This window comes from Tenacibaculum mesophilum (assembly GCF_003867075.1).
Lineage (GTDB): Bacteria > Bacteroidota > Bacteroidia > Flavobacteriales > Flavobacteriaceae > Polaribacter > Polaribacter mesophilus.
This window is the reverse complement of record NZ_CP032544.1, coordinates 2,275,643-2,298,936: the sequence shown is the minus strand read 5'-3', so window position 1 is coordinate 2,298,936 and position 23,294 is coordinate 2,275,643. Positions and strand designations below refer to the sequence as shown.

At 32.7% G+C, this 23,294-nt stretch carries 22 protein-coding genes; all 22 read left to right on the top strand.

Annotation, left to right across the window (positions count from 1 at the left end):
- The first annotated feature begins 24 nt into the window (after positions 1–24).
- The gene (locus D6200_RS10395; RefSeq protein ID WP_073182412.1) at positions 25–429 is read left to right on the top strand and encodes a hypothetical protein; all 405 of its coding nucleotides are present in this window, start codon (positions 25–27) and stop codon (positions 427–429) included.
- Positions 430–431: 2 nt separating this feature from the next.
- Positions 432–2,282, top strand: coding sequence for a M1 family metallopeptidase (locus D6200_RS10390; protein WP_073182413.1), 1,851 nt, complete (start codon positions 432–434; stop codon positions 2,280–2,282).
- Between the two features lie 214 nt (positions 2,283–2,496).
- Positions 2,497–4,188: a glutamine--tRNA ligase/YqeY domain fusion protein gene (locus D6200_RS10385; protein WP_073182414.1), complete on the top strand. Its 1,692-nt coding sequence runs from the start codon at positions 2,497–2,499 to the stop codon at positions 4,186–4,188.
- A gap of 228 nt (positions 4,189–4,416) precedes the next feature.
- Positions 4,417–5,853 (top strand): PSP1 domain-containing protein, encoded by a 1,437-nt coding sequence (ricT, locus tag D6200_RS10380; RefSeq protein WP_047788137.1) that lies wholly within the window; start codon positions 4,417–4,419, stop codon positions 5,851–5,853.
- On the top strand, positions 5,843–6,328 hold the full coding sequence (locus tag D6200_RS10375; protein WP_073182415.1) for a gliding motility lipoprotein GldH: 486 nt from the start codon (positions 5,843–5,845) through the stop codon (positions 6,326–6,328). The genes ricT and D6200_RS10375 overlap by 11 nt, the downstream gene beginning before the upstream one ends.
- Entirely contained in the window at positions 6,328–8,604 is a 2,277-nt protein-coding gene (locus D6200_RS10370; RefSeq protein WP_073182416.1) for a penicillin-binding protein 1A, read from the top strand. Before D6200_RS10375 ends, D6200_RS10370 begins: the two co-directional genes overlap by 1 nt.
- Positions 8,605–8,663: 59 nt before the next feature.
- Positions 8,664–9,365 (top strand): CoA transferase subunit A, encoded by a 702-nt coding sequence (locus D6200_RS10365; RefSeq protein WP_073182417.1) that lies wholly within the window; start codon positions 8,664–8,666, stop codon positions 9,363–9,365.
- Between the two features lie 2 nt (positions 9,366–9,367).
- A complete protein-coding gene (locus tag D6200_RS10360; RefSeq protein WP_073182418.1) occupies positions 9,368–10,021 on the top strand; it encodes a CoA transferase subunit B in 654 nt (217 codons plus the stop codon).
- A gap of 65 nt (positions 10,022–10,086) precedes the next feature.
- Positions 10,087–10,848 carry an exodeoxyribonuclease III gene (locus tag D6200_RS10355; RefSeq protein ID WP_047788142.1) on the top strand — a complete coding sequence of 254 codons (762 nt, stop codon included), beginning with the start codon at positions 10,087–10,089 and terminating at the stop codon, positions 10,846–10,848.
- A gap of 7 nt (positions 10,849–10,855) precedes the next feature.
- Entirely contained in the window at positions 10,856–12,364 is a 1,509-nt protein-coding gene (locus D6200_RS10350) for a lytic transglycosylase domain-containing protein (RefSeq protein ID WP_073182419.1), read from the top strand.
- Between the two features lie 26 nt (positions 12,365–12,390).
- Positions 12,391–13,383, top strand: coding sequence for a DUF4837 family protein (locus D6200_RS10345; protein ID WP_073182420.1), 993 nt, complete (start codon positions 12,391–12,393; stop codon positions 13,381–13,383).
- Between the two features lie 114 nt (positions 13,384–13,497).
- Entirely contained in the window at positions 13,498–14,970 is a 1,473-nt protein-coding gene (locus tag D6200_RS10340) for a DUF5687 family protein (RefSeq protein ID WP_073182421.1), read from the top strand.
- A gap of 20 nt (positions 14,971–14,990) precedes the next feature.
- Complete coding sequence (locus D6200_RS10335) at positions 14,991–15,686, top strand: ABC transporter ATP-binding protein (RefSeq protein ID WP_073182422.1); 696 nt, start codon at positions 14,991–14,993, stop codon at positions 15,684–15,686.
- 94 nt (positions 15,687–15,780) lie between these two features.
- Complete coding sequence (gene porW, locus D6200_RS10330; protein ID WP_073182423.1) at positions 15,781–18,012, top strand: type IX secretion system periplasmic lipoprotein PorW/SprE; 2,232 nt, start codon at positions 15,781–15,783, stop codon at positions 18,010–18,012.
- 19 nt (positions 18,013–18,031) lie between these two features.
- Complete coding sequence (locus D6200_RS10325; protein ID WP_047788147.1) at positions 18,032–18,439, top strand: bactofilin family protein; 408 nt, start codon at positions 18,032–18,034, stop codon at positions 18,437–18,439.
- Positions 18,408–18,638: an AtpZ/AtpI family protein gene (locus D6200_RS10320; protein ID WP_073182424.1), complete on the top strand. Its 231-nt coding sequence runs from the start codon at positions 18,408–18,410 to the stop codon at positions 18,636–18,638. Before D6200_RS10325 ends, D6200_RS10320 begins: the two co-directional genes overlap by 32 nt.
- The gene (locus D6200_RS10315; protein ID WP_073182425.1) at positions 18,631–19,011 is read left to right on the top strand and encodes a DUF6168 family protein; all 381 of its coding nucleotides are present in this window, start codon (positions 18,631–18,633) and stop codon (positions 19,009–19,011) included. The genes D6200_RS10320 and D6200_RS10315 overlap by 8 nt, the downstream gene beginning before the upstream one ends.
- A 124-nt stretch (positions 19,012–19,135) precedes the next feature.
- Positions 19,136–20,257: a F0F1 ATP synthase subunit A gene (gene atpB, locus D6200_RS10310; protein ID WP_073182743.1), complete on the top strand. Its 1,122-nt coding sequence runs from the start codon at positions 19,136–19,138 to the stop codon at positions 20,255–20,257.
- 45 nt (positions 20,258–20,302) lie between these two features.
- A complete protein-coding gene (gene atpE / locus D6200_RS10305) occupies positions 20,303–20,491 on the top strand; it encodes an ATP synthase F0 subunit C (RefSeq protein WP_028891526.1) in 189 nt (62 codons plus the stop codon).
- Between the two features lie 88 nt (positions 20,492–20,579).
- Positions 20,580–21,077, top strand: coding sequence for a F0F1 ATP synthase subunit B (locus tag D6200_RS10300; protein ID WP_047788149.1), 498 nt, complete (start codon positions 20,580–20,582; stop codon positions 21,075–21,077).
- A 7-nt stretch (positions 21,078–21,084) separates the two neighbouring features.
- The gene (atpH, locus tag D6200_RS10295) at positions 21,085–21,642 is read left to right on the top strand and encodes an ATP synthase F1 subunit delta (RefSeq protein WP_047788150.1); all 558 of its coding nucleotides are present in this window, start codon (positions 21,085–21,087) and stop codon (positions 21,640–21,642) included.
- A 21-nt stretch (positions 21,643–21,663) separates the two neighbouring features.
- On the top strand, positions 21,664–23,244 hold the full coding sequence (atpA, locus tag D6200_RS10290) for a F0F1 ATP synthase subunit alpha (protein ID WP_047788151.1): 1,581 nt from the start codon (positions 21,664–21,666) through the stop codon (positions 23,242–23,244).
- The last annotated feature ends 50 nt before the right edge of the window (positions 23,245–23,294 follow it).

Sequence of the window (23,294 nt, the reverse complement as noted above, 5' to 3'; positions counted from 1 at the left end):
TCTTTTTTTGTTATAAGAAAACACATGCAACTAGAATTCAACAAAAAAACACAGGAATTAACAATAAAAGATGAAGTGCCAATGCATTCATGGTTAATAATCTCTTTGATGTTAATTAATGGAATTAATATGGGAGTTCAGTTGTATTTAATGAGTTATAAAAACAATGAAACTCTTTTTGTTTTTATGTTTTTACTTGCAGTAGTTTCTGTAGTAGTAATATTTTATTACGTGGTAAAAAGATCATGGAAATCTAAATACTTACTTAATGAAATAGAAGGGATAGAAACCCGAAAAACCAACGGAAGAGAACGGGTTTTTCTAAAATTACGTAATGGAAAAAGACGTAGTTTTCCAGTATTAAAAAATGAAAAAGAACTAAGTGATTTTAAGAGAACACTAACCTTAATGGGGATTAAATCAGTTTAAACATGAAGAAAATAATTTTAAGCCTTTTATTGTTACCGGTTATTTCTTGTGCTACCGTAAATAGTACAAAAAACAAAACTGTAGCAAAGACAAAAGTACACAAGCAATCTAGCCAAGGGTATTGGCAGCAACATGTTGATTATACTATTGATATTGATATGGATGTTAAAACATACCAATACAAAGGAACACAGAAATTGGTGTACACAAACAATTCACCAGATGCGTTAAATAAGGTATTCTATCATTTATATTTCAATGCGTTTCAACCAAACTCACAAATGGATGTTCGTTCAAGAAATATTCAAGATCCAGATAGAAGAGTAGGAGATCGTATTAGTAAATTATCACCTTCAGAAATAGGATACATTAAAGTAAGTTCTTTAAAACAAAACGGTTCGGTAGTAAAACACGAAACTGTTGGAACGATTTTAGAAGTTACATTAAACAAACCAATTCAACCAGGAGAAAGTGTAACGTTTGATATGATTTTTGATGCGCAAGTACCAAAACAAATCCGTCGTTCGGGTCGTAATAGTGCTGAAGGAGTTGCTTTGTCAATGACACAATGGTACCCTAAAATGGCTGAATATGATTTTGAAGGTTGGCATACACCACCATACTTAGGAAGAGAATTCCATGGAGTTTGGGGTAATTTTGATGTAACACTTCATATTGATAAAAATTATGTAGTTGGAGGAACAGGATATGTACAAAACCCACAAGAAGTAGGTCATGGTTACGAAGACAAAACAAAACCGTTAAACCTTCCGTCAGGAGATAAATTAACATGGAAATTCACTGCGCCAAACGTACATGATTTTACTTGGGGAGCAGATCCTGAGTTTATTCATGATACTTATAAAATGGATAATGGAATCGACTTACATTTCCTTTATAAGAAAACATTAGATGCTGAGTATTTAGAAAACTGGAAAAAGTTACAACCTAAAACAGCTGAACTAATGACGTATTTTAGTGAGCACATAGGTCAGTATCCATACAAGCAATACTCAGTTATTCAAGGAGGAGATGGAGGTATGGAATATGCAATGTGTACATTAATTACAGGACAACGTAAGTGGGGAAGCTTATTTGGAGTAACAGCACACGAATTAGCACATACTTGGTTTCAATTCTTGTTAGCAACTAACGAAAGTAAACATCCTTGGATGGATGAAGGATTCACCACTTATATTTCAAACAAAGCAGAAAATGAAATTTTAGGAGAAGGAAAAGAAAATCCACATGCTGGATCTTACCGAGGGTATAATTACGTGGTAAAAAATAATATTGAAGAACCTTTAACAACACATGCTGATAGGTATCATACAAATACAGCGTATGGAGTTGCGAGTTATTCAAAAGGAAACATTTTCTTATCTCAATTAGAATATATTATTGGAAAAGAAAATGTAGCAAAAACACTAAAGAAATATTTTGAAGACTTTTCTTTTAAGCATCCAACACCAAATGACATTAAACGTACAGCTGAAAAAGTTTCAGGACTTCAGTTAGACTGGTATTTAAATGAATGGACGCAAACAACACATACTATCGATTACGGAATAAAATCAGTAAACGGAAAAGAAATTACCTTAGAACGTATTGGTCTAATGCCAATGCCTATTGATGTTGAGGTAACGTACACAGACGGTTCAAAAGAATCATTTAATATTCCCTTACGTATGATGCGTGGAGAGAAACCAACCAATGCTACAGTTATTACAGATTGGACTTTTGCACATCCAACATACACTTTTACAACAAAAAAAGAGGTGAAATCAGTTGAAATTGATCCATCAAAACTAATGGCAGACGTAAATCAAGAAAACAATTCGTTCGGAAAGTAAGTTCAAACCAAATAAAATTATTAAAACGGAAAATCTATACAGGTTTTCCGTTTTTTTATTAAAAAAAATAATCCATAATTTTCTTTGTGTAATTATCTCATAGATTCTATGTAATTTTGTTGCTTAAACCTTTTAGGAAGCTCTTAATTGATTCTATTTTAAGAGAGAACAATAAGAAGGTAACAAAAATAGAACACGTACATAATTTATAAAGATGTCAGAAGAAAAGAAATCATTGAATTTTTTAGAGCAAATTGTTGAAGAAGATTTGGCAAATGGAATGCCAAAAGAAAATTTGCGTTTTCGTTTTCCGCCAGAACCAAACGGATACTTACATATAGGACATACAAAAGCTATTGGTATTAGTTTTGGTTTAGGAGAAAAATACAATGCTCCAGTAAACCTTCGTTTTGATGATACAAACCCAGCAAAAGAAGAGCAAGAATATGTAGACGCTATTAAGCGAGATGTAGCTTGGTTAGGGTATCAGTGGGAAAAAGAATGCTATTCTTCTGATTATTTCCAACAATTATATGATTGGGCAGTTCAATTAATTAAAGACGGAAAAGCATATGTAGACAACCAATCTTCTGAAGCAATGGCAGAACAAAAAGGAACGCCAACGCAACCAGGAGTAGCAGGTCCAAATAGAGATAGAAGTATTGAAGAAAATTTAGATTTATTCACACGTATGAAAAACGGTGAGTTTGAAGAAGGTTCTCATGTGTTACGTGCTAAAATAGATATGGCTTCACCAAATATGTTAATGCGTGATCCTATAATGTATCGTATTTTAAAGAAAGAGCATCACCGTACAGGAAGTGACTGGGTAATTTATCCAATGTACGACTGGACACACGGAGAAAGTGATTATATAGAGCAAATCTCCCATTCACTATGTTCATTAGAGTTTAAACCTCACCGTGAACTATACAATTGGTTTAGAGATAATGTGTATGAATATAGTCAATCAGAATACCCATTACCACCAAAACAAAGAGAATTCTCACGTTTAAACTTAAGTTATACCGTAATGAGTAAACGTAAGTTGATGAAGTTGGTTGAAGAAGGAATCGTTTCAGGATGGGATGATCCACGTATGCCAACTATTTCAGGATTACGTCGTCGTGGTTATACACCTGCTTCTATACGTAGCTTTATTGAAACGGTAGGGGTTTCTAAACGTGAAAACGTTATTGATGTAGCATTACTAGAGTTTAAAATTAGAGAAGATTTAAATAAAACAGCAAATCGTGTGATGGCAGTGTTGGATCCAGTAAAAGTGGTAATAGATAATTATCCAGAAGATCAAGACGAGATTTTAATTGCTGAAAACAATCCAGAAGATGAAAATTCAGGTACAAGAGAAGTTCCATTTTCAAGAGAGATTTATATAGAGCGTGAAGATTTTAGAGAAGAAGCAAACAAAAAATTCTTCCGTTTAAAATTAGGAAAAGAAGTGCGTTTAAAGAATGCGTATTTCATCACGGCTAATAGTGTAGAAAAAGATGAAAATGGAAACATTACGGTAATTCACTGTACATATGATCCATTAACAAAATCAGGAAGTGGAACAGAAGAAAGTAAGCGTAAGGTGAAAGGAACCTTACACTGGGTTTCTATAAAACATGCAGTAAAAGTTGAGGTGAGAGCGTATGATAGGTTGTTTTCAGATGAAGCACCGGATAGCCATAAAGACAAAGATTTTATGGAATTTTTAAATCCGAATTCGCTAGAAAAAATTACGGCTTATGTTGAACCAAGCTTACAAACAGCAAAGATTGGAGATCGTTTTCAGTTCCAACGTTTAGGATATTTTAATGTAGATGATGATTCAACAGCAGAAAATTTAGTATTCAATAAAACGGTTGGACTAAGAGATAATTGGGCAAAGAAGAACAAATAGTCCCTAAAGACATAAAAACAAATAAAAAATGCTGCTTTTTAACTTAAAAGCAGCATTTTTTTTAACAAAAAAATCAATTTTCACTTTTCATTAGAATATGTATCTTTACAGATTAAGGATAGTTGTTATAAAGTAAATTTTATACGACTGAAAATCAAATAATAAAAATATTTTTTGATACTGTAAATGCACAGGTTTAAAAAATATTTCAAAAAAATATATTATCGTATGAGTTGTAGCAGTTGCTCAACTAACAAAAGCGGTGTGCCAAATGGCTGTAAGAGTAACGGAAATTGTGCAACAGGCACATGTGGAAGTGGAAATAAGCTCGCTGTTTTTGATTGGTTATCGAACATGACTTTACCTTCAGGTGAAGCACCATTTAATATTTTTGAAGTCCGTTTTAAAAATGGACGAAAACACTTTTATAAAAATCCTGAAAACTTAACCCTTTCCATGGGAGATGTGGTTGCAGTTGAAGGATCTTCAGGGCACGATGTTGGTATTGTTTCTTTAGCAGGAGAGCTAGTAAGAGTTCAAATGAAAAAAAGAAAAATTACTGCGGATAGTGATGATGTAAAGAAAATTTACAGAAAGGCATCTCAAAAAGATATTGATGTTTGGCAGGAAGCCAGAGGAAGAGAGTTAGAAACACAACGAAAAGGAAGAGAAATAATTAGCCGTTTAGGCTTAAAAATGAAACTTTCTGATGTTGAATATCAAGGAGACGGAACCAAAGCTACTTTTTATTATACAGCAGACGAACGTGTAGACTTTCGTCAGTTAATTCGTGACTTAGCTAGTGCTTTTTCTATACGAGTAGAAATGCGTCAGGTAGGAATGCGCCAAGAAGCAGCTCGTTTAGGAGGAATTGGTTCATGCGGTAGAGAATTATGTTGCTCTACTTGGTTAACCGACTTTAGAAAAGTAAATACAGCAGCAGCCCGTTATCAGCAACTGTCATTAAACCCATTAAAGTTAGCAGGACAGTGTGGTAAACTAAAGTGTTGTTTAAACTACGAATTAGACACGTATTTAGATGCATTACAAAGCTTTCCGAAGCAAGATAAAGTGCTAAAAACAGAAAAAGGAGATGCTGTTTTCGTTAAAATGGACATATTCAAAAAATTACTTTGGTATACCTACAAGGAGGAAAGTTTTAAATGGTATAAACTATCGTTAGATCAAGTTCAAGAGATTATAGAATTAAACAAAAATAATGAACTTGCGTTACCGTTAGAAGAATATGAATTGGAGATAGCTGAAGAGGTTTCTGTCGATTTTGAGAATGTTGTAGGTCAAGATAGTTTAACGCGTTTTGATGCACCTAAAAAAAGTCGTAAAAACAGTAGGCGTAGAAAAAGAAAACCAGCAAATAAAGCGGAAGTAGAGAAACAGCCACAAACAAATAAAAGGCAAAAGAAAAAACCACAAGGAAAAACGGAAAAAACTGAAGGAGGCCAAAAAACAGAAAAAAAGAGAGTTGATAATAGGAAACCAAGACCTAAAAACAATCCAAAAACTAGAAAGCCAAAACCAGAAAGTAAAACAACTGATAAACCACAAGGACAACAAAAAAAACCGAGAAATCCCAGAAGAAAAAACAACAATCAACGAAAAAGAAATAATAGCGATAATAAAAACAATACCAATAATGAGAAGTAAAATTGGCATCATTTTTTTAGTAGCCATACTATTAGCTTCATGCGACTCAAATAGTGAGTTTGACAATTATATTGCGCTTCCTAAAAGCTCATGGAATAAAAAAAATGCAATACAGTTTACATTTCCAATTAATGACTCTATTGGTAAGAAAAATCTTTTTATAAACCTTAGAAATAATAAAGATTATGCATACAGCAATCTTTTTTTAATTACGCAAATGAATTTTCCTGACGGACAAATAATCATAGATACATTGGAATATGATATGGCAGACGTTACAGGGAAATTTTTAGGACAAGGTTTTACAGACATTAAAGAGAATAAACTTTTTTATAAAGAAAACATAACGTTTCCCCGAAAAGGAGAATATACTTTTAAGGTTCGACAAGCCATGCGAAAAAATGGAAAGTTGGAAGGAATTGAAGAATTAGAAGGAATAACTCATGTAGGGTTTAGAATAGAAAAAATAAAGTAATGACAGAGAAAAAAACAACAAATTTTAGCAAGTACATTAAATGGTTTTGGGGTATCATTTTAGGAGGGTTCTTATTTGTTTGCCTACTATTTTTACTAGCTTCTTGGGGAGTGTTTGGTGCACTACCTACTTTTGAAGAGTTAGAAAACCCAGAGAATAATTTAGCTACAGAAATTATTTCAGCTGATGGTAAAACTTTAGGTAAGTACGCTGTTGAAAACAGAACACCTATAAAATATAAAGACATTCCACAAAATATGGTAAAAGCGTTAGTTGCAACAGAAGATGAGCGTTTTTATGAACATTCAGGAATTGATTTTAGAGGAACAGCAAGAGCCGTTTTAAAACCAGGAAGTGGAGGGGCGAGTACAATAACCCAACAACTAGCAAAAATGTTGTTTACAGGAAAAGCTTCTCGCAATATTTTCAAAAGAGTACTTCAAAAGGTGAAAGAATGGGTAGTAGCTGTTAAGCTAGAGCGTCAATACACTAAAGAAGAAATCATAACCATGTATTTGAATAAATATGACTTCTTAAATCAAGCAGTAGGTGTTCGTTCAGCAGCTCGAATTTATTTTGGAAAAGAACCTAAGGAGTTAGACGTAGAAGAATCAGCAATGCTAGTAGGAATGCTTAAAAACTCTTCCCTTTTTAATCCTTTAAGGAGAAAAGAGATGGTAAAACAACGAAGGAATGTTGTTTTAAAGCAAATGAATAGAAGTGAGTTTATTACTTTAAAACAAAAAGACTCATTACAAAAATTAGGTCTAGGACTTAATATAAACAGAGAAGGGCATAGTGACGGTTTAGCAACATATTTTAGAGAGCATTTAAGAAGTATCTTAAAAGAGTGGGTTAAAGAAAACCCAAAACCAAATGGAGAAGAGTATAATATTTATAGAGATGGATTAAAAATTTACACTACTATAGATTCTCGTATGCAAAAATATGCTGAAGAAGCGGTTTATGAACACATGGAAAACCTTCAATCATATTTTGATAAAGAACAAAAAAGAAATAAAAAAGCTCCTTTTTATGATATAGGGAAAAAGGACATAGAAAAAATAATAAGAAGAGCAAAACAAAACTCAGACCGCTATAAGCGAATGAAAGCAGCAGGTAAGTCTGAAAAAGAAATAGATAAGGTGTTTAACACAGCTACTGATATGCGTATTTTTACGTGGAAAGGTGAACGTGATACAGTAATGACTCCTTATGACTCAATACGTCATTATAAACACTTCTTGCGTTCAGGTTTGGTGTCTATTGAACCTCAAACAGGTCACATTAAAGCATGGGTTGGAGGAATTAATCATAGATACTTTAAATATGATGCAGTTGAGCAACAAAAACGCCAAGTAGGTTCTACATTTAAACCTTTTGTATATGCTACTGCAATTAATCAATTAAAAATGTCACCTTGTGATAAATTACCAAACACACCATACACCATTCCGAAGGAAAAATATGGAATGCCAGAAGATTGGACACCAAAAAATGCAGGAGGTAAATATGGAGGTGAATTAACGTTAAAAGACGCCTTAGCAAAATCAGTAAATGTGATTACAGCACAATTAATTGATAAAGTCTCACCTATAAATGTAGTTCGACTAGCAGAGTCTTCAGGAATACAATCCAAATTAGAAGCAAATCCGTCTATTGCATTAGGAGCAATTGATTTATCTTTATTAGAAATGGTTAGTGCATATTCAACTTTTGCGAACAAAGGGTTACGTGTTAGTCCACTAATGGTTACTCGAATTGAAGATAAAAACGGAACAGTTTTAGAAGAGTTTGTTCCTGAGACAAAAGAAGTGTTAAGTGAAGAGTCAGCTTATGTGATTTTAGATTTAATGAAAGGAGTAACTCAAGTAGGTTCCGGAGCTCGTTTAAGATCAACATGGACATCAGGAGGAGATGCAGTAACAGGTTTCCCTTATAAATTTACGAATCCTATTGCAGGTAAAACAGGTACAACACAAAATCAATCAGATGGTTGGTTTATGGGAATGGTGCCAAACTTAGTAACTGGAGTATGGACAGGAGGAGAAGATAGAGCAACACACTTTGCAGGACTAAGATATGGTCAAGGGGCAACAATGTCACTACCAACATGGGGAATATTTATGAGAAAATGCTATGAAGATAAAACGCTAGAGGTTAGTAAAGGAAATTTTGAAAAACCTAAAGATATAAGTATTAATTTAGACTGTTCAAAAGTTGAAGAAGCTAAAGAAGGAGAAGAAGAAACAGTACCAGACGATACGGATTTTTAGTAAATTGTAAAGTATTTAAAATCTCACCTAGTAGGATAAAGCTTAAAACAACAACTATAATGATAAATAAAAAAGTAAATAACGTACAAGAAGCATTGCAAGGTGTGCAAGATGGAATGACCTTTATGTTAGGAGGGTTCGGTTTATGCGGAATACCTGAAAATGCTATTGCTGAGTTAGTAAAAATAGGAGTAAAAGATGTTACTTGTATTTCTAATAACGCAGGAGTTGATGATTTTGGCTTAGGGTTGTTATTGCAAAATCGTCAGATAAAGAAAATGATTTCTTCTTATGTAGGAGAAAATGATGAATTTGAGCGTCAAATGTTATCCGGAGAATTAGAAGTAGAATTAACACCTCAAGGAACTTTAGCCGAGAAATGTAGAGCAGCACAAGCAGGATTTCCAGCATTTTATACTCCAGCAGGTTATGGAACAGAGGTAGCAGAAGGAAAAGAAACTCGTGAGTTTGACGGGAAAATGTATGTATTAGAGCCAGCATTTAAAGCAGACTTTGCTTTTGTAAAGGCATGGAAAGGTGATGCTGCTGGAAACTTAATTTTTAAAGGAACTTCAAGAAACTTTAACCCTAATATGTGTGGGGCAGCTACAATTACAGTTGCTGAGGTTGAAGAGTTAGTTCCAGTAGGAGAATTAGATCCAAATCAAATTCATATTCCAGGAATTTTTGTACAACGCATTTTCCAAGGAGAAAAATATGAGAAGAGAATTGAACAACGAACAGTAAGACAAAGAAGCTAGTTATGTTAGATAAAAACGGAATAGCGAAAAGAATCGCAAAAGAAGTAAAAGACGGATATTATGTAAACCTTGGTATCGGAATTCCAACATTAGTAGCCAATTTTGTTCGTGATGATATTGAAGTAGAGTTTCAATCAGAAAATGGAGTATTAGGTATGGGACCTTTTCCTTTTGAAGGAGAAGAAGATGCTGATATTATCAATGCAGGAAAACAAACTATAACAACTATGCCAGGAGCTAGTTTTTTTGATTCTGCTACTAGCTTTTCAATGATTCGTGGTAAACATGTTCACTTAACTATTTTAGGAGCTATGGAAGTAGCTGAAAATGGAGATATAGCAAACTGGAAAATACCAGGAAAAATGGTAAAAGGTATGGGGGGGGCAATGGATTTAGTAGCCTCTGCCGATAACATTATTGTAGCAATGATGCATACCAATAAAAGAGGAGAATCGAAGCTACTTAAAAAATGTTCCTTACCATTAACAGGTGTAGGTTGTGTAACTAAAATTGTAACCAACCTAGCGGTATTAGAAATTAAAGACAGTAAATTTTACTTATTAGAAAGAGCACCGGGAGTATCTGTAGAAGAAATTCAAGCAGCTACAGAAGGAACTTTAATAGTCGAAGGAGACATTCCAGAAATGAATATTTAACAAAATTATAGGATAAAAAAAAGACGTAAAGCGTTAAGCTTTACGTTTTTGTGTTTTAAAAATAGATGAAAATAATCTCATACAACGTAAACGGAATTAGAGCAGCATTAAAAAAAGGGTTTATCGATTGGTTACAAGCAGCGAACCCTGATGTAATATGTATTCAAGAAACCAAAGCTCATAAAGAACAATTAGATGTAACTGAGTTTGAAAACGCTGGGTATCCATACCATTATTGGTTTTCAGCAGAGAAAAAAGGGTATTCATCAGTAGCAATTTTTTGTAAAGAAGAACCAAACCATGTAGAGTATGGTACAGGAATAGAATCTATGGATTTTGAAGGGAGAAATCTTCGTGTAGATTTTGATGAGGTCTCTGTAATGAGTATGTATTTACCTTCAGGAACTAATAGTGCTCGATTAGACTATAAGTTCAACTACATGGATGAAATTTTAACCTATGCTACAGAGTTAAGAAAAGAAATTCCTAACTTGGTTATTTGTGGAGATTACAACATCTGTCATGAAGAAATAGATATTCACAACCCGAAAATGAAAGGAGTATCTGGGTTTTTACCAGAAGAGCGTGAATGGCTAGGGAAGTTTATCAATAGTGGATTTATTGATAGTTTCCGTCACTTGCACCCAGAAAAACAAGAGTATTCTTGGTGGAGTTATCGAGCAAATGCAAGAGCGAATAATAAAGGTTGGCGTATTGATTACAACATGGTAACCGAACCATTAAAAGATAAAATTTCAAGAGCATATATTTTACCAGAAGCAAAACATTCAGATCATTGCCCAATTGCAGTTGAATTAGATTTATAAAACCAACATGAAGAAATTATTAACACTACTACTTTTTACAACTTCAATTTTTGCGCAACAACCTGTTGATAGTCTTTTTATAGCTAAAGACAGTATTGATGTTGTGGTAAATGACTCTATAAACTTATCGCAAAACCAAGAGCTATTTTCTACAGAAGATTTAAAGATGATTGATAGCTTATTGATTGAAGAAAAATTTAATTCATCGTTGTTTGACAGTATTCAATATGTAATTAACGATAAAGATATTTTAGGAAATACAACCACAATTCTAACAACAGATTTATTAAAGAAAAGATTACAAGACCTAAACGTAAAAACACCGTTTCATTTAGAGTATAATCCTGCGTTAGAAAAAGTAATAAACAGTTATTTAAAATACCGAAAAAAATACTATCCAGCATTAATGGCTCGTGCTCAATATTATTTTCCAATGTTTGAGCAATACTTAGATCAATATGATATTCCGTTAGAAATGAAATATTTGGCTATTGTTGAGTCAGCATTAAGACCAGACGCTCGTTCTTGGGTGGGAGCTACAGGTTTATGGCAGTTTATGTATGGAACAGGTGTTCAGTTTGATTTGAAAGTAAATTCGTATGTAGATGAACGTCAAGATCCAGTAAAATCAACAAAAGCAGCTTGTCAATACTTAAGTCAACTATATAAAATTTTTGGTGATTGGGATTTAGCTTTAGCAGCATATAATTCGGGTCCAGGAAATGTATCAAAGGCAATAAAGCGTTCTGGAGGATATAAAAACTATTGGAATATCCGCCCTTTTTTGCCTCGTGAAACAGCAGGGTATGTACCAGCATTTTATGCAACGATGTATATTTTTGAGTATGCAGAAAAGCACCATATTTACCCTGAAGCACCGAAAATATTCAATTTTGAGACAGATACAGTTCGTGTAAAAAGAACCATTAGTTTTGATCAGATTTCAGAAAAAACAGGGATAGATTCTGATTTATTAGCGTTTCTAAACCCGTCGTATAAGCTAGATATTATTCCATATGTAAAAGAAAAAAATTATGCAGTTCGATTACCTCGAAGAAACTTAATGGACTTCTTAGAAAAGGAAAAAGAAATATATGCTTTAGCAAATGAAGATGACGCTAAAAGAGAAAAGCCATTACCAAAGTATTTTGAAATGGATAAACGTATTCGTTACAGAGTTCGAAGTGGAGATTATCTAGGTAAAATAGCTAATAAATTTGGAGTACGAGTAAGTGATATTAAACGTTGGAATGGTTTACGCACACATCATTTAAAAATAGGTCAGAGATTAAGTGTTTATCCTAAAAGAATGGCTGTTCCAAAGAAGGTTTCAAAGAAAAAATATAAAGCACCAACAGGTAAGCATGAGGTGTATGTTGTTAAAGAAGGAGATTCATTATGGACTATTTCAAAAAAATATCCATCAGTTTCTGTTGATGAAATTAAAAAATGGAACAATATTTGGAGTGTTAAGAGTTTGAAACCAGGAATGAAACTTAAAATATTTAAAAGCTAAAAAACAACTACTAAACACCACAAACTATGAATAAACTAATAGCATTATTTGCCCTGATTTTTATAACAGTTTCGTGTAAAAATAAAGGAGAGAAAAGCGACTATGTTTTACCAACATCAAATGGAAATACTAATAAAATATTAGTAGTAATTAAAGGAAATGATTGGGAAGGTAAAATTGGTGACGAAATTCGCTCTGTTTTTGGGGAGCATCAGGTAGGATTACCACAGCCTGAAACATTACTTTCAGTAGGACAAATAGACCCTATAGGATTTAAAGGTTTTATAAGGAATGCAAGAGCTGTTTTGATTCTTAGAGAAGGAGAAAAAGAAAAAATAGCAGTAGAAAAAAACAAATATGCTGAACCTCAAATTTTAGTTTATGCAACAGCTAAAAGTAAAGGAGCTTTGGTTGACTTGATTCGCAACAGAGGAAAAGAGATTATTAAATTATTTAAAGATGAAGATGTAAAATTTACTCAAAACATTTTTAAAAAAGAGAAATTAGACGAAAGCCAATTCAAAACAATAAAAAAATTAGGTATTTCATTAACCATTCCTGAAAGGTTTAAACTTGTTGAAGATACGGGAGACTTTTTATGGTTACGTCAACACTTAAAAAGCGGAATAGCAAGAGGAGATGGAACCAACAATATTTTAGTGTATAGTTATCCATTAGAAGATGAAAGCAAAGTAGAAGATAATATAACAAGAATGCGCGATACGATTGGTAAAAAATATATTCCAGGAAGTAAAGAAGGAATGCACATGATTACCGAACAAGCATATACACCATTTACTTTCGATGCAGAAATTGATGGAAGAAAAGCTTATGAAACTAGAGGTAAATGGGAAGTAAAGAATGATTTTATGGCAGGACCGTTTATTAATTACTCGATAATTGATAAAGAAAACAACCGTGTGCTTGTTTTTGAAGGCTTTACTTATGCACCTTCAGTAAATAAAAGAGATTTTATATTTGAGTTAGAAGCAATAGCAAAATCTTTAAAAATAAAATAAAAGATAAATCATAACAACGGTAGAAAAGCATCAATTTTTAAATTGATGCTTTTTTTATGTAACAAAAAGTTGTAGAAAAAGACAAATAAGATAATCAACCAAATACAAAACCAAATGATTGCACATTTTTTAAAGTTAGAGTGGAAGCAGTTTTTTCGCTCTTCTTATTTCGGAAAAAGTATTGCATTAAAAATTATCATGGGCTTTTTTGCATTGTATATGCTAGTTTCATTTTTAATGATAGGAATAGGAGGGTATTTTTTCATTAAAAAAGAATATCCAAATACAGATCCACTTTTTTTTGTGAATGGATTTCTTGTTTTTTTATTACTTGGAGATTTAATTTTTCGCTACTTAATGCAAAAATTACCAGTACTAAACATTAAGCCGTTTCTAAACTTACCGGTAAAAAAAGAAAAGTTAGTCCATTTTGTATTAGGAAAATCAGCAGTGTCATTCTTCAATATAATGCCGTTGTTTTTTTATGTGCCTTTTTCAATAGTATTAATAGGTCAAGGCTATGATATTATGGGGGTTTTAGGATGGTTGTTTTTAATGGTTATGCTAGTGTTAAGTGCTAACTACGTAAATTTTTTAATAAATAAAAACAATTATGCACTAGGAGTAATGATTGTTGTACTAGCAATATTGTTTTTTGGAAATAAATACCAGCTGTTTAACGTAAATGATGTGTTTGCTCCTGTTTTTCAATCAGTATATAACCTTCCTGCTTTTGCATTAATAGGAGTGGTTCTATTGATAGGTTTATATTATATAAACTTTAAATTATTAAGAGAAAAAGCATATTTAGATGACGCTATAAAAAGTAAAGAAGAAGTAGCAAAAGAATCAGACTTATCTTTTGTTGATAGATTAGGAGATGTCGCGCCATTTATTAAAAATGATATTCGTCAAATTTGGAGGAATAAACGTACCAAAACAGTATTTTTTATGTCGTTTATATTTCTTTTTTACGGAACTATTTTCTTTGGAGAAGAAACATATCGAGAAAAAATGCCTGCTTTCTTAGTCTTTGCAGCAATTTTTGTGACAGGAGGTTTTACGATAAATTATGGACAATTTATTCCTGCGTGGGATAGTGAGTACTACAACATGCTTATGAGTCAAAATATTCGTTACCGAAAATTCTTAGAAAGTAAATGGTATTTAATGGTTGTAATGTCAGGAGCATTATACCTATTGAGTATTCCTTATGCTTATTTCTATGGAGTAAATATTTTTTTAATGATAACCGCAGGAGCAATATTTAATATTGGTTTTAACTCGCTCTTTTTGTTATTTGCAGGTTCTTTTAACCGAAAACGTATAGACCTAAATAAAAGTGGGTTTTCAAATTATCAAGGAACCAGTGCAACCCATTTTTTAATCATAATTCCCATAATCGGAATTCCTATGTTCTTATTCTGGGTTTTCAACAAGTTTGTGAGTTTCAATGCAGGAGTTTTAGCAATTGCAATTGCAGGAGCTTTAGCCTTAGCATTCAAAAACTACTTTATGAACATTATAGAAAAAAGGTATATTAAAAGTAAGTACGCATCAATACATGCATTCAGCCAAAAATCATAACTAACCAAAAACTAAACAAAATGATATCTATACATAATATTTCAAAAACATACGGAAGTACACAAGTCTTAAACATAGAAGAGTTGAAGATTCCAAGCGGACAAGCTTTTGGGCTAGTAGGGAATAATGGAGCAGGAAAAACAACCCTGTTTAACCTGTTATTAGATTTAATTAGACCAACCACAGGAGAGATTGTAAATAATGAAGTAATTGTAAACAAAAGCGAGAATTGGAAAACGTTTACAGGGTCGTTTATAGATGAAACTTTTTTGATAGGATATTTAACACCAGAAGAATATTTGGATTTTGTTGGAGATTTACGCGGGATGAATAAAGCTGATGTAAAAGCTTTTTTAGCTCAGTTTGACGAGTTTTTTAATGAGGAGATTTTAGGAAAGAAAAAATACTTACGAAGCTTAAGTAAAGGAAACCAAAAAAAAGTAGGTATTGTTGCTGCAATGATGGGAAATCCACAAGTGATAATTTTAGATGAACCTTTTGCAAACTTAGACCCTACAACACAAATTCGATTAAAAAAAATAATTAAAAAATTAACAGAAAATAATGATGTAACTGTATTAGTTTCTAGTCACGATTTAAGTCATGTAACGGAGGTGTGTGGGCGTATCGTAGTCTTAGATAAAGGAAATGTTGTAAAAGATATAAATACATCACAAGAAACTTTAAAAGAGCTAGAAAGCTATTTTTCTGAATAAAACAAGGTAAAAATCACCTTATAATTATTATTTTTACCTCTTTACGTACAAAAAATGCAATTATTACGTTGTTGTACTGTAAAAGTAATAGTATATGAAAAAAGGGGTAAAGATAATAGTATTCAGTGTTTTAGGAGCTATCGTGTATTCGTGTAGTGTTAAAAAGGATGCTTTTTTGAATAGAAGTTACCATGCCGTTACTACTAAATACAATGTGCTTTTTAATGGGGAACAAGCGTATTTAAAAGGACTTGAAGAACTTCAAGAAAAGCACGAAGACAATTTTTCGAAGCGCTTACAATTAGAACCTATAACTTTTGATGAAAGTAAGTTAGCTACAAAAGTACTTACACCAGGTACAGGGTTTAATACTGACGAGGAGGAGGAAGACAAAAACCTAACTCCTTTTGAAAAAGCAGAAGAAAAAGCAATAAAAGCCGTTCAAACACATTCAATGAATATTAATGGCTATGAAAAAAATAGTCAGATAGATGATGCTTATTTATTGTTAGGAAAGTCAAGATATTATACCCAGCGTTTTATTCCAGCATTAGAAGCCTTTAACTACGTAATAGTTAATTATCCAAAAGCAAATTTAAATTATGAAACAAAAATTTGGAGGGCGAAAACAAATATTCGTCTAGGTAATGAAAAAAGAGCTATAGAAACATTAATGTTGTTATTAGATGTTTTAGATGAGAAAGAAAAAATAAATAAAACGGTAAAAGAACAAGCTTATACAGCCATGGCAATGGCATATGAACAAACCGATACCATTCAAAAAATGGTAGATTATTTAAAATTAGCAACTAAAACACGTTACAATAAAGAGCAAACAGCAAGAAATATGTTTGTGCTAGGTCAGGTTTACAGCGAATTAGATAGAAAAGACTCTGCAAGAATGGTGTTTCGAAGATTATCAGAATTTAAAAGAGCACCAGACAAGTTCCGTATTCGAGCAAATATTGAACTTGCTAAAAATACTCCAAATGATTCAACATCAATATTAATGTTGGCAAGGTTAAGAAAGCTGATTAAAAACTCTGATAACCGCAAGTTTTTAAACGAGTTATACTACCAAGCAGGGGTGATTCAAGAAGGGAGAAATAATCCTGAAGCGGCAGCAGAATATTATAAAAAATCTTTACAAGCGAAGCATAACAACAATTACCAAAAAACATATGCATATGAACGCTTGGCAAATATAGCTTTTGAAAAAGAGAATTATTTGTTAGCAGGCTCATATTATGATAGCGTATTGCAGGTGGTTTCCAAAGAGTTTGATCAAGAAAAAAGAATTCGTAGAATTCGTAGAAAGAGTAAAGGGTTAACAACTTTAAGAAAATATGAGGAAACTGTTAAAAATAACGACAGTATTCTTAGTTTAGTTGGAATGACGCTAGATGAAAGAACTTCTTTTTTTGAGACATATATAGAAAAAATAAAGAAAGAAGACGAAGAAAAAAGACAACAAATGCTCAATGCTCAGAACTTTGGAAATGGTTTTGGAGGCGGTGTATCTATAAATAATAGTGCAAATAAAGGGAAGTGGTACTTTTACAATACTCAAGCATTAGGATTTGGAAGAGCAGATTTTCAAAAAATATGGGGAACACGCCCTCTAGAAGATAACTGGCGATTATCAGACAAATCTATTAGCGTCACAGAAGATGTGTCTGATGATACTAATGGAAAAAAAATCAACAAAAGATACGAGCTTTCAACATATCTTGAAGCTATACCAACTGATGACAATGTAATTAATGACCTTGTAAAAGAGCGAAATGATGCATTATATCAATTAGGACTAATTTATAAAGAGCAGTTTACAAACACTACACTAGCAATTAAAAACCTAGAACGCTTAAGACAGGTGAGTATAAATAATAAGTTGGAACTGCCAATAAGTTACCACTTGTATCAAATATATAAAAAGCAAGGAAATGTAGCTAAGTCAAATGATTATAAGAACATTATCCTAGAAAAGTATCCAGAAACAAGTTTTGCTCAAATAATTTTAAACCCAGATAAAAAACTTGTTAAAAAGAAGAAAGAAGATGAGGTTTTAAATAAGTATAAAGAAATATATTATTTATATAAAGAAAATAAATTTGAAGAGGTTGTTAGTGAAATAGATAAATTTTCAAGTACACTAAAAAATTCAAATTTAATCCCTAAATTCGCACTTCTAAAAGCCTTGGCGATAGGTAAATATCAAGATAAAGAGACCTATAAAAAAGCGCTAGAGTTTGTTGCAGTTAGTTATGCTACTACTCAAGAAGGTAAAAAAGCAAAAGAAATTATAGAACTATTAAATAAAGCATAACCCCTTAAATTCCCCGAATATGTTTGGTAAAGAGAGTAAAAAAACAGGAGAAAACAAAGTTGCAGAGAGAAACATTATAGGAAAAAACACTAAAATAATAGGTGAGATTATTTCAGAAGGAGATTTTAGAATAGATGGAATATTAGAAGGAACCATAGAAACTAAAGGAAGAGTAATAATTGGAAATACTGGTTTAATTAAAGGAAAAGTTGAATGTACTAATGCAGATATAGAAGGAGAGTTTTCAGGAGAGCTTTTTGTTTCAAACACTCTTACAGTAAAATCTTCAGCAAATATTAATGGTGATGTAATTATAGGAAAATTATCTGTAGAACCAGGAGCAGAATTTAATGCCACTTGTGCCATGAAAGGAGCGGTAAAAGAATTAAATAAAAATGAGCAAGGACTCAAAGAAAAAACCGCTTAATAAATACATACGATTCACAGGAGTCGCACTTCAAATGGGATTAACTATTTACCTAGGAAGTTTGCTAGGTAAATGGTTAGACCAAAAATATCCAAACAACAACCAACTTTACGTAAAAATTTGTACACTTGCAGCAGTTTTTGGTGCTATTTACTCTGTAATACGCCAAGTAATTAAGATAACCGACAATAATGAGTAAACGAATTTTAGTATTTTCTTCTATTATATTAGTATTAGGTATAGGAGGCTTCTTTTTAAACAGTTTTTTGCTTTCTAATGCGGGTGTAACACTTTCTTTTTCTGTATTACAAGTATACTGTTTTAATGTAATAGCAACTATTTTAATTTATTCTTTAATAGAATGGGTACTTGGATATTTACCAAATGAAACAGGATATTTATATTTAGGAATGTTAATGGTAAAATTCGGAATTTTTATTTTACTATTCCAAAAGAGTATTTTTTCAGAAGCAGGGTTAACAAACCCAGAAAAAGCAACCTTATTAATTCCTATTATGGTGTTTTTAGCTATCGAAACTGTAGCGTTGTCAAAAATACTTAACACTAAATAGATGAGTTGTTTATGGCGATGTGTGGTGTTCTTTAAAACTAAGCAAAAAAAGGGTTTGTAGTTTTAATTAAATGTGTACCTTTGCACCGAAATTTACAGACCCAAAATCTATATTTAGTAAAGGTATGATGGTAGCAAACAAAACTATCAAGTTTTTAACACTTTTAACACTTGTGTTTTCATCGTTAACTGCATTTGCAGGTGGAGACGATACAACTTCTAATGATAGTGGTAGAATTAACACTAAAGAGTCAATAGATGCTTATATTAAGCATCACTTGGCAGATTCTCATGATTTTAACTTGTTTTCATATACAAATGATGCAGGAGAGCGTAAGCATATAGGCTTTCCATTGCCCGTTATAGTGAAAACTACTAAAGGAATTAAGTTTTTCATGTCGTCAAAATTTCATCATAACGATGATGGTACATTGGTTGTGGATGCAGGTGATGTGAAATTGGTGAAAATACATAGTAAAATATATGAATTAAATGCGGGTGAAGAAGTGGTTGCTTTTGATGAGGAGCATCATGCTACTAACGCACAGAAAGTATTGGATTTGTCTATTACCAAAAGTGTGTTTGGTATGTTTTTGGCAGGTTTGTTAATGTTCTTTGGATTTAGAAGTTTGGCTTCTGGGTACAAAAAAGGACCAATACCAACAGGTGTAGCACGTATATTAGAACCTTTAGTTTTGTATGTAAGAGATGAAATTGCACGTCCTAATATTGGAGAGAAACATTACCGTAAATTTATGGGGTTCTTATTAACGGTGTTTTTCTTTATTTGGGTTTTAAACTTATTAGGATTAACCCCGTTAGGTTTTAACGTAACAGGTCAAATAGCAGTAACAGTTTGTTTAGCCTTATTTACATTTGTTATCGTACAATTTAGCGGAAATAAAGATTATTGGAAACATATCTTCTGGATGCCAGGTGTGCCAGTCTTAATGAAATTAGTATTAGCACCAATTGAGGTGTTGGGTATGTTAACTAAGCCATTTTCTTTATTTGTGCGTTTGTTTGCGAATATTACTGCAGGACACTCAGTAGTTATGGGTATCGCAGCGTTAATGATTTTATTAAAAGCAAAGTTTGGAACAGCGGGAGCAACAGGAATCTCTTTCTTTTTAACCTTGTTTTTAACTATTATAGAGTTGTTGGTAGCTTTTCTACAAGCTTATATTTTCACCATGTTATCATCGTTATTTATTGGTATGGCGGTAGAAGAACATGACCATCACTAAGAACTAGAATCAAAAATTTGTTTAATTATATATAAATCAATTATTATGACACTTAATTTAGTTGGAGCAGGATTAATCGTAATCGGAGCAGGATTAGGATTAGGGAAAATCGGTAGTAGTGCAATGGAAGCTATTGCTCGTCAACCAGAAGCTGCTGGTAAAATCCAAACTGCAATGATTATTATTGGAGCATTATTAGAAGGTTTAGCATTCGGTGCTTTACTTTTAGGATAAGCAACAAAAAACAAACAAATTCCTGTAACGGTTGGTTGCAGGAATTGTTTACACAATTAAACAAAAACACACAAAAATATATATAATAATGGGAATATTTAATGACTTTTCTGTAGGGTTGTTTTTTATGCAACTAGTAATTTTAGCTTTATTAATCTTTATAATGGCAAAGTTTGCATGGAAGCCTATTTTAAATGCGTTAAATGAGCGTGAGGAAGGGATTCAAGGTGCTTTAGATGCTGCAGAAAATGCACGTAAGGAAATGCAAAACTTGCAAGCGGATAACGAAAGATTAGCAAAAGAAGCCAGAGCAGAGAGAGATGCAATGATGAAAGAAGCTCGTGAGATAAAAGATAAAATTATAGCTGATGCTAAAAAAGAAGCAGAGGATCAGACTACTATAATGATAGATAATGCAAAAGCTACAATAAAACAAGAGCAACAAGCAGCTATCGCTGAGTTAAAGAAAACAGTAGGTAACTTATCTATCGAAATAGCTCAAAAGGTAGTAAGAAAAGAATTAGCTTCACAAGATGAACAATTAAAGCTTGTGGAAGGAATGTTAGAAGAGGTTACTTTAAACTAATCAGTAGATGAAAGAATCAAGAGCAGCATTACGTTACGCCAAAGCAATTTTAAATTTAGCTAAAGAATCAGGAAATGAAGCTTTAGTAAATGATAACATGAAGTTAATCGTAGATACAATTGCCGAAAGCGCTGATTTAGATGTTATGCTTAAAAGTCCTGTAATTAAAGCTGCAGATAAGCGTAAAGTTTTAAATGCACTTTTTGGAGATAAAGTAGACAACATAGTAAAAGGGTTGTTTAATTTATTAGAGGAAAATAAGCGTATGGTGATGTTAGACCCTATTGCTAAGCAATATGCAGTTATATATGATCACTATAAGAACACAAAAATTGCCAGAGTTACAACCGCAGTAGCTTTAACAAAAGAGTTAGAAGATAAAATACAAGCTAAAATTGTAGCCCTTACAGGAAACAATGCAAGTATTGAGAATATAGTAAATCCAGAGATATTAGGAGGATTTATCTTACGAGTTGGAGATGTGCAGTATGATGCAAGTATCTCTAGTCAATTTAATGAGTTAAGGAGAGAGTTTGACAACGGTCATTACATTCCAAAAATTTAATTATACATCAAAAGAAATAAGATGGCAGCAATTAAACCAGCTGAAGTATCAGCAATTTTAAAGGAACAATTAACAAATTTTGAGTCTAAAGCTTCATTAAATGAAGTAGGGACTGTATTACAAGTAGGTGATGGTATTGCACGTGTTTATGGATTATCTAACGTACAATACGGAGAATTAGTAGAATTCGATAACGGATTAGAAGGTATCGTATTAAACTTAGAAGAGGATAATGCAGGTGTTGTATTATTAGGAGCTTCTACTTCAGTAAGAGAAGGATCTACTGTAAAACGTACAGAAAGAATTGCTTCTTTAAAAGCTGGAGAAGGAATTGTAGGACGTGTTGTTAACACTTTAGGGCAACCAATCGATGGTAAAGGACCAATCGAAGGGGAAACTTTTGAAATGCCTTTAGAGCGTAAAGCACCAGGAGTTATCTTCCGTGAGCCTGTAACTGAGCCAATGCAAACAGGTATCAAATCTATCGATGCAATGATTCCAGTAGGACGTGGTCAACGTGAGTTAATCATTGGAGATCGTCAAACAGGTAAATCAACTGTTGCTATTGATACTATCTTAAATCAAAAAGAATTTTATGATGCAGGACAACCAGTGTACTGTATCTACGTAGCTATCGGTCAAAAAGCTTCAACAGTAGCAGCAATTGCTAACATGTTAGAAGAAAAAGGAGCGTTAGCATATACAACTATCGTTGCTGCAAATGCATCTGACCCTGCACCTATGCAGGTATATGCACCATTTGCAGGAGCTGCAATTGGAGAATATTTCCGTGATACTGGTAGACCAGCTTTAATTGTTTATGATGATTTATCTAAGCAAGCAGTAGCGTATCGTGAGGTATCTTTATTATTAAGAAGACCTCCAGGACGTGAGGCTTACCCAGGGGATGTATTCTACTTACACTCAAGATTATTAGAACGTGCTGCTAAGGTAATTGCTGATGATTCTATTGCAAAAGATATGAATGATTTACCAGAATCATTAAAATCTAAAGTAAAAGGAGGAGGATCTTTGACTGCATTACCAATTATCGAAACTCAAGCAGGAGACGTTTCAGCATATATTCCAACAAACGTAATTTCGATTACTGATGGTCAGATATTCTTAGAGTCTGATTTATTCAACTCAGGGGTTCGTCCAGCAATTAACGTAGGTATTTCTGTATCACGTGTAGGAGGTTCGGCTCAGATTAAATCAATGAAGAAAGTATCTGGTACACTAAAGTTAGATCAAGCTCAGTACCGTGAATTAGAAGCATTCGCTAAGTTTGGTTCTGACTTAGATGCTGCAACTTTAAATGTAATTGAAAAGGGTAAGCGTAACGTAGAGATCTTAAAGCAAGCTCAAAACGATCCTTATACTGTAGAAGATCAGGTAGCTATTATTTATGCAGGTTCTAAGAACTTGTTAAAAGATGTGCCTGTAAACAAGGTAAAAGAATTTGAAAAAGATTATTTAGAGTACTTAAATGCGAAGCATAGAGATACTTTAGATACTTTAAAAGCAGGGAAATTAACTGATGAAGTAATTGATACTTTAAGAGACGCTGCTAAAGAAATTTCAGCTAAATTTTCAGCTTAATAAAAACAAAAAAGGCATCCCCGTGTTACAACGGGGGTTTTATAAATTTT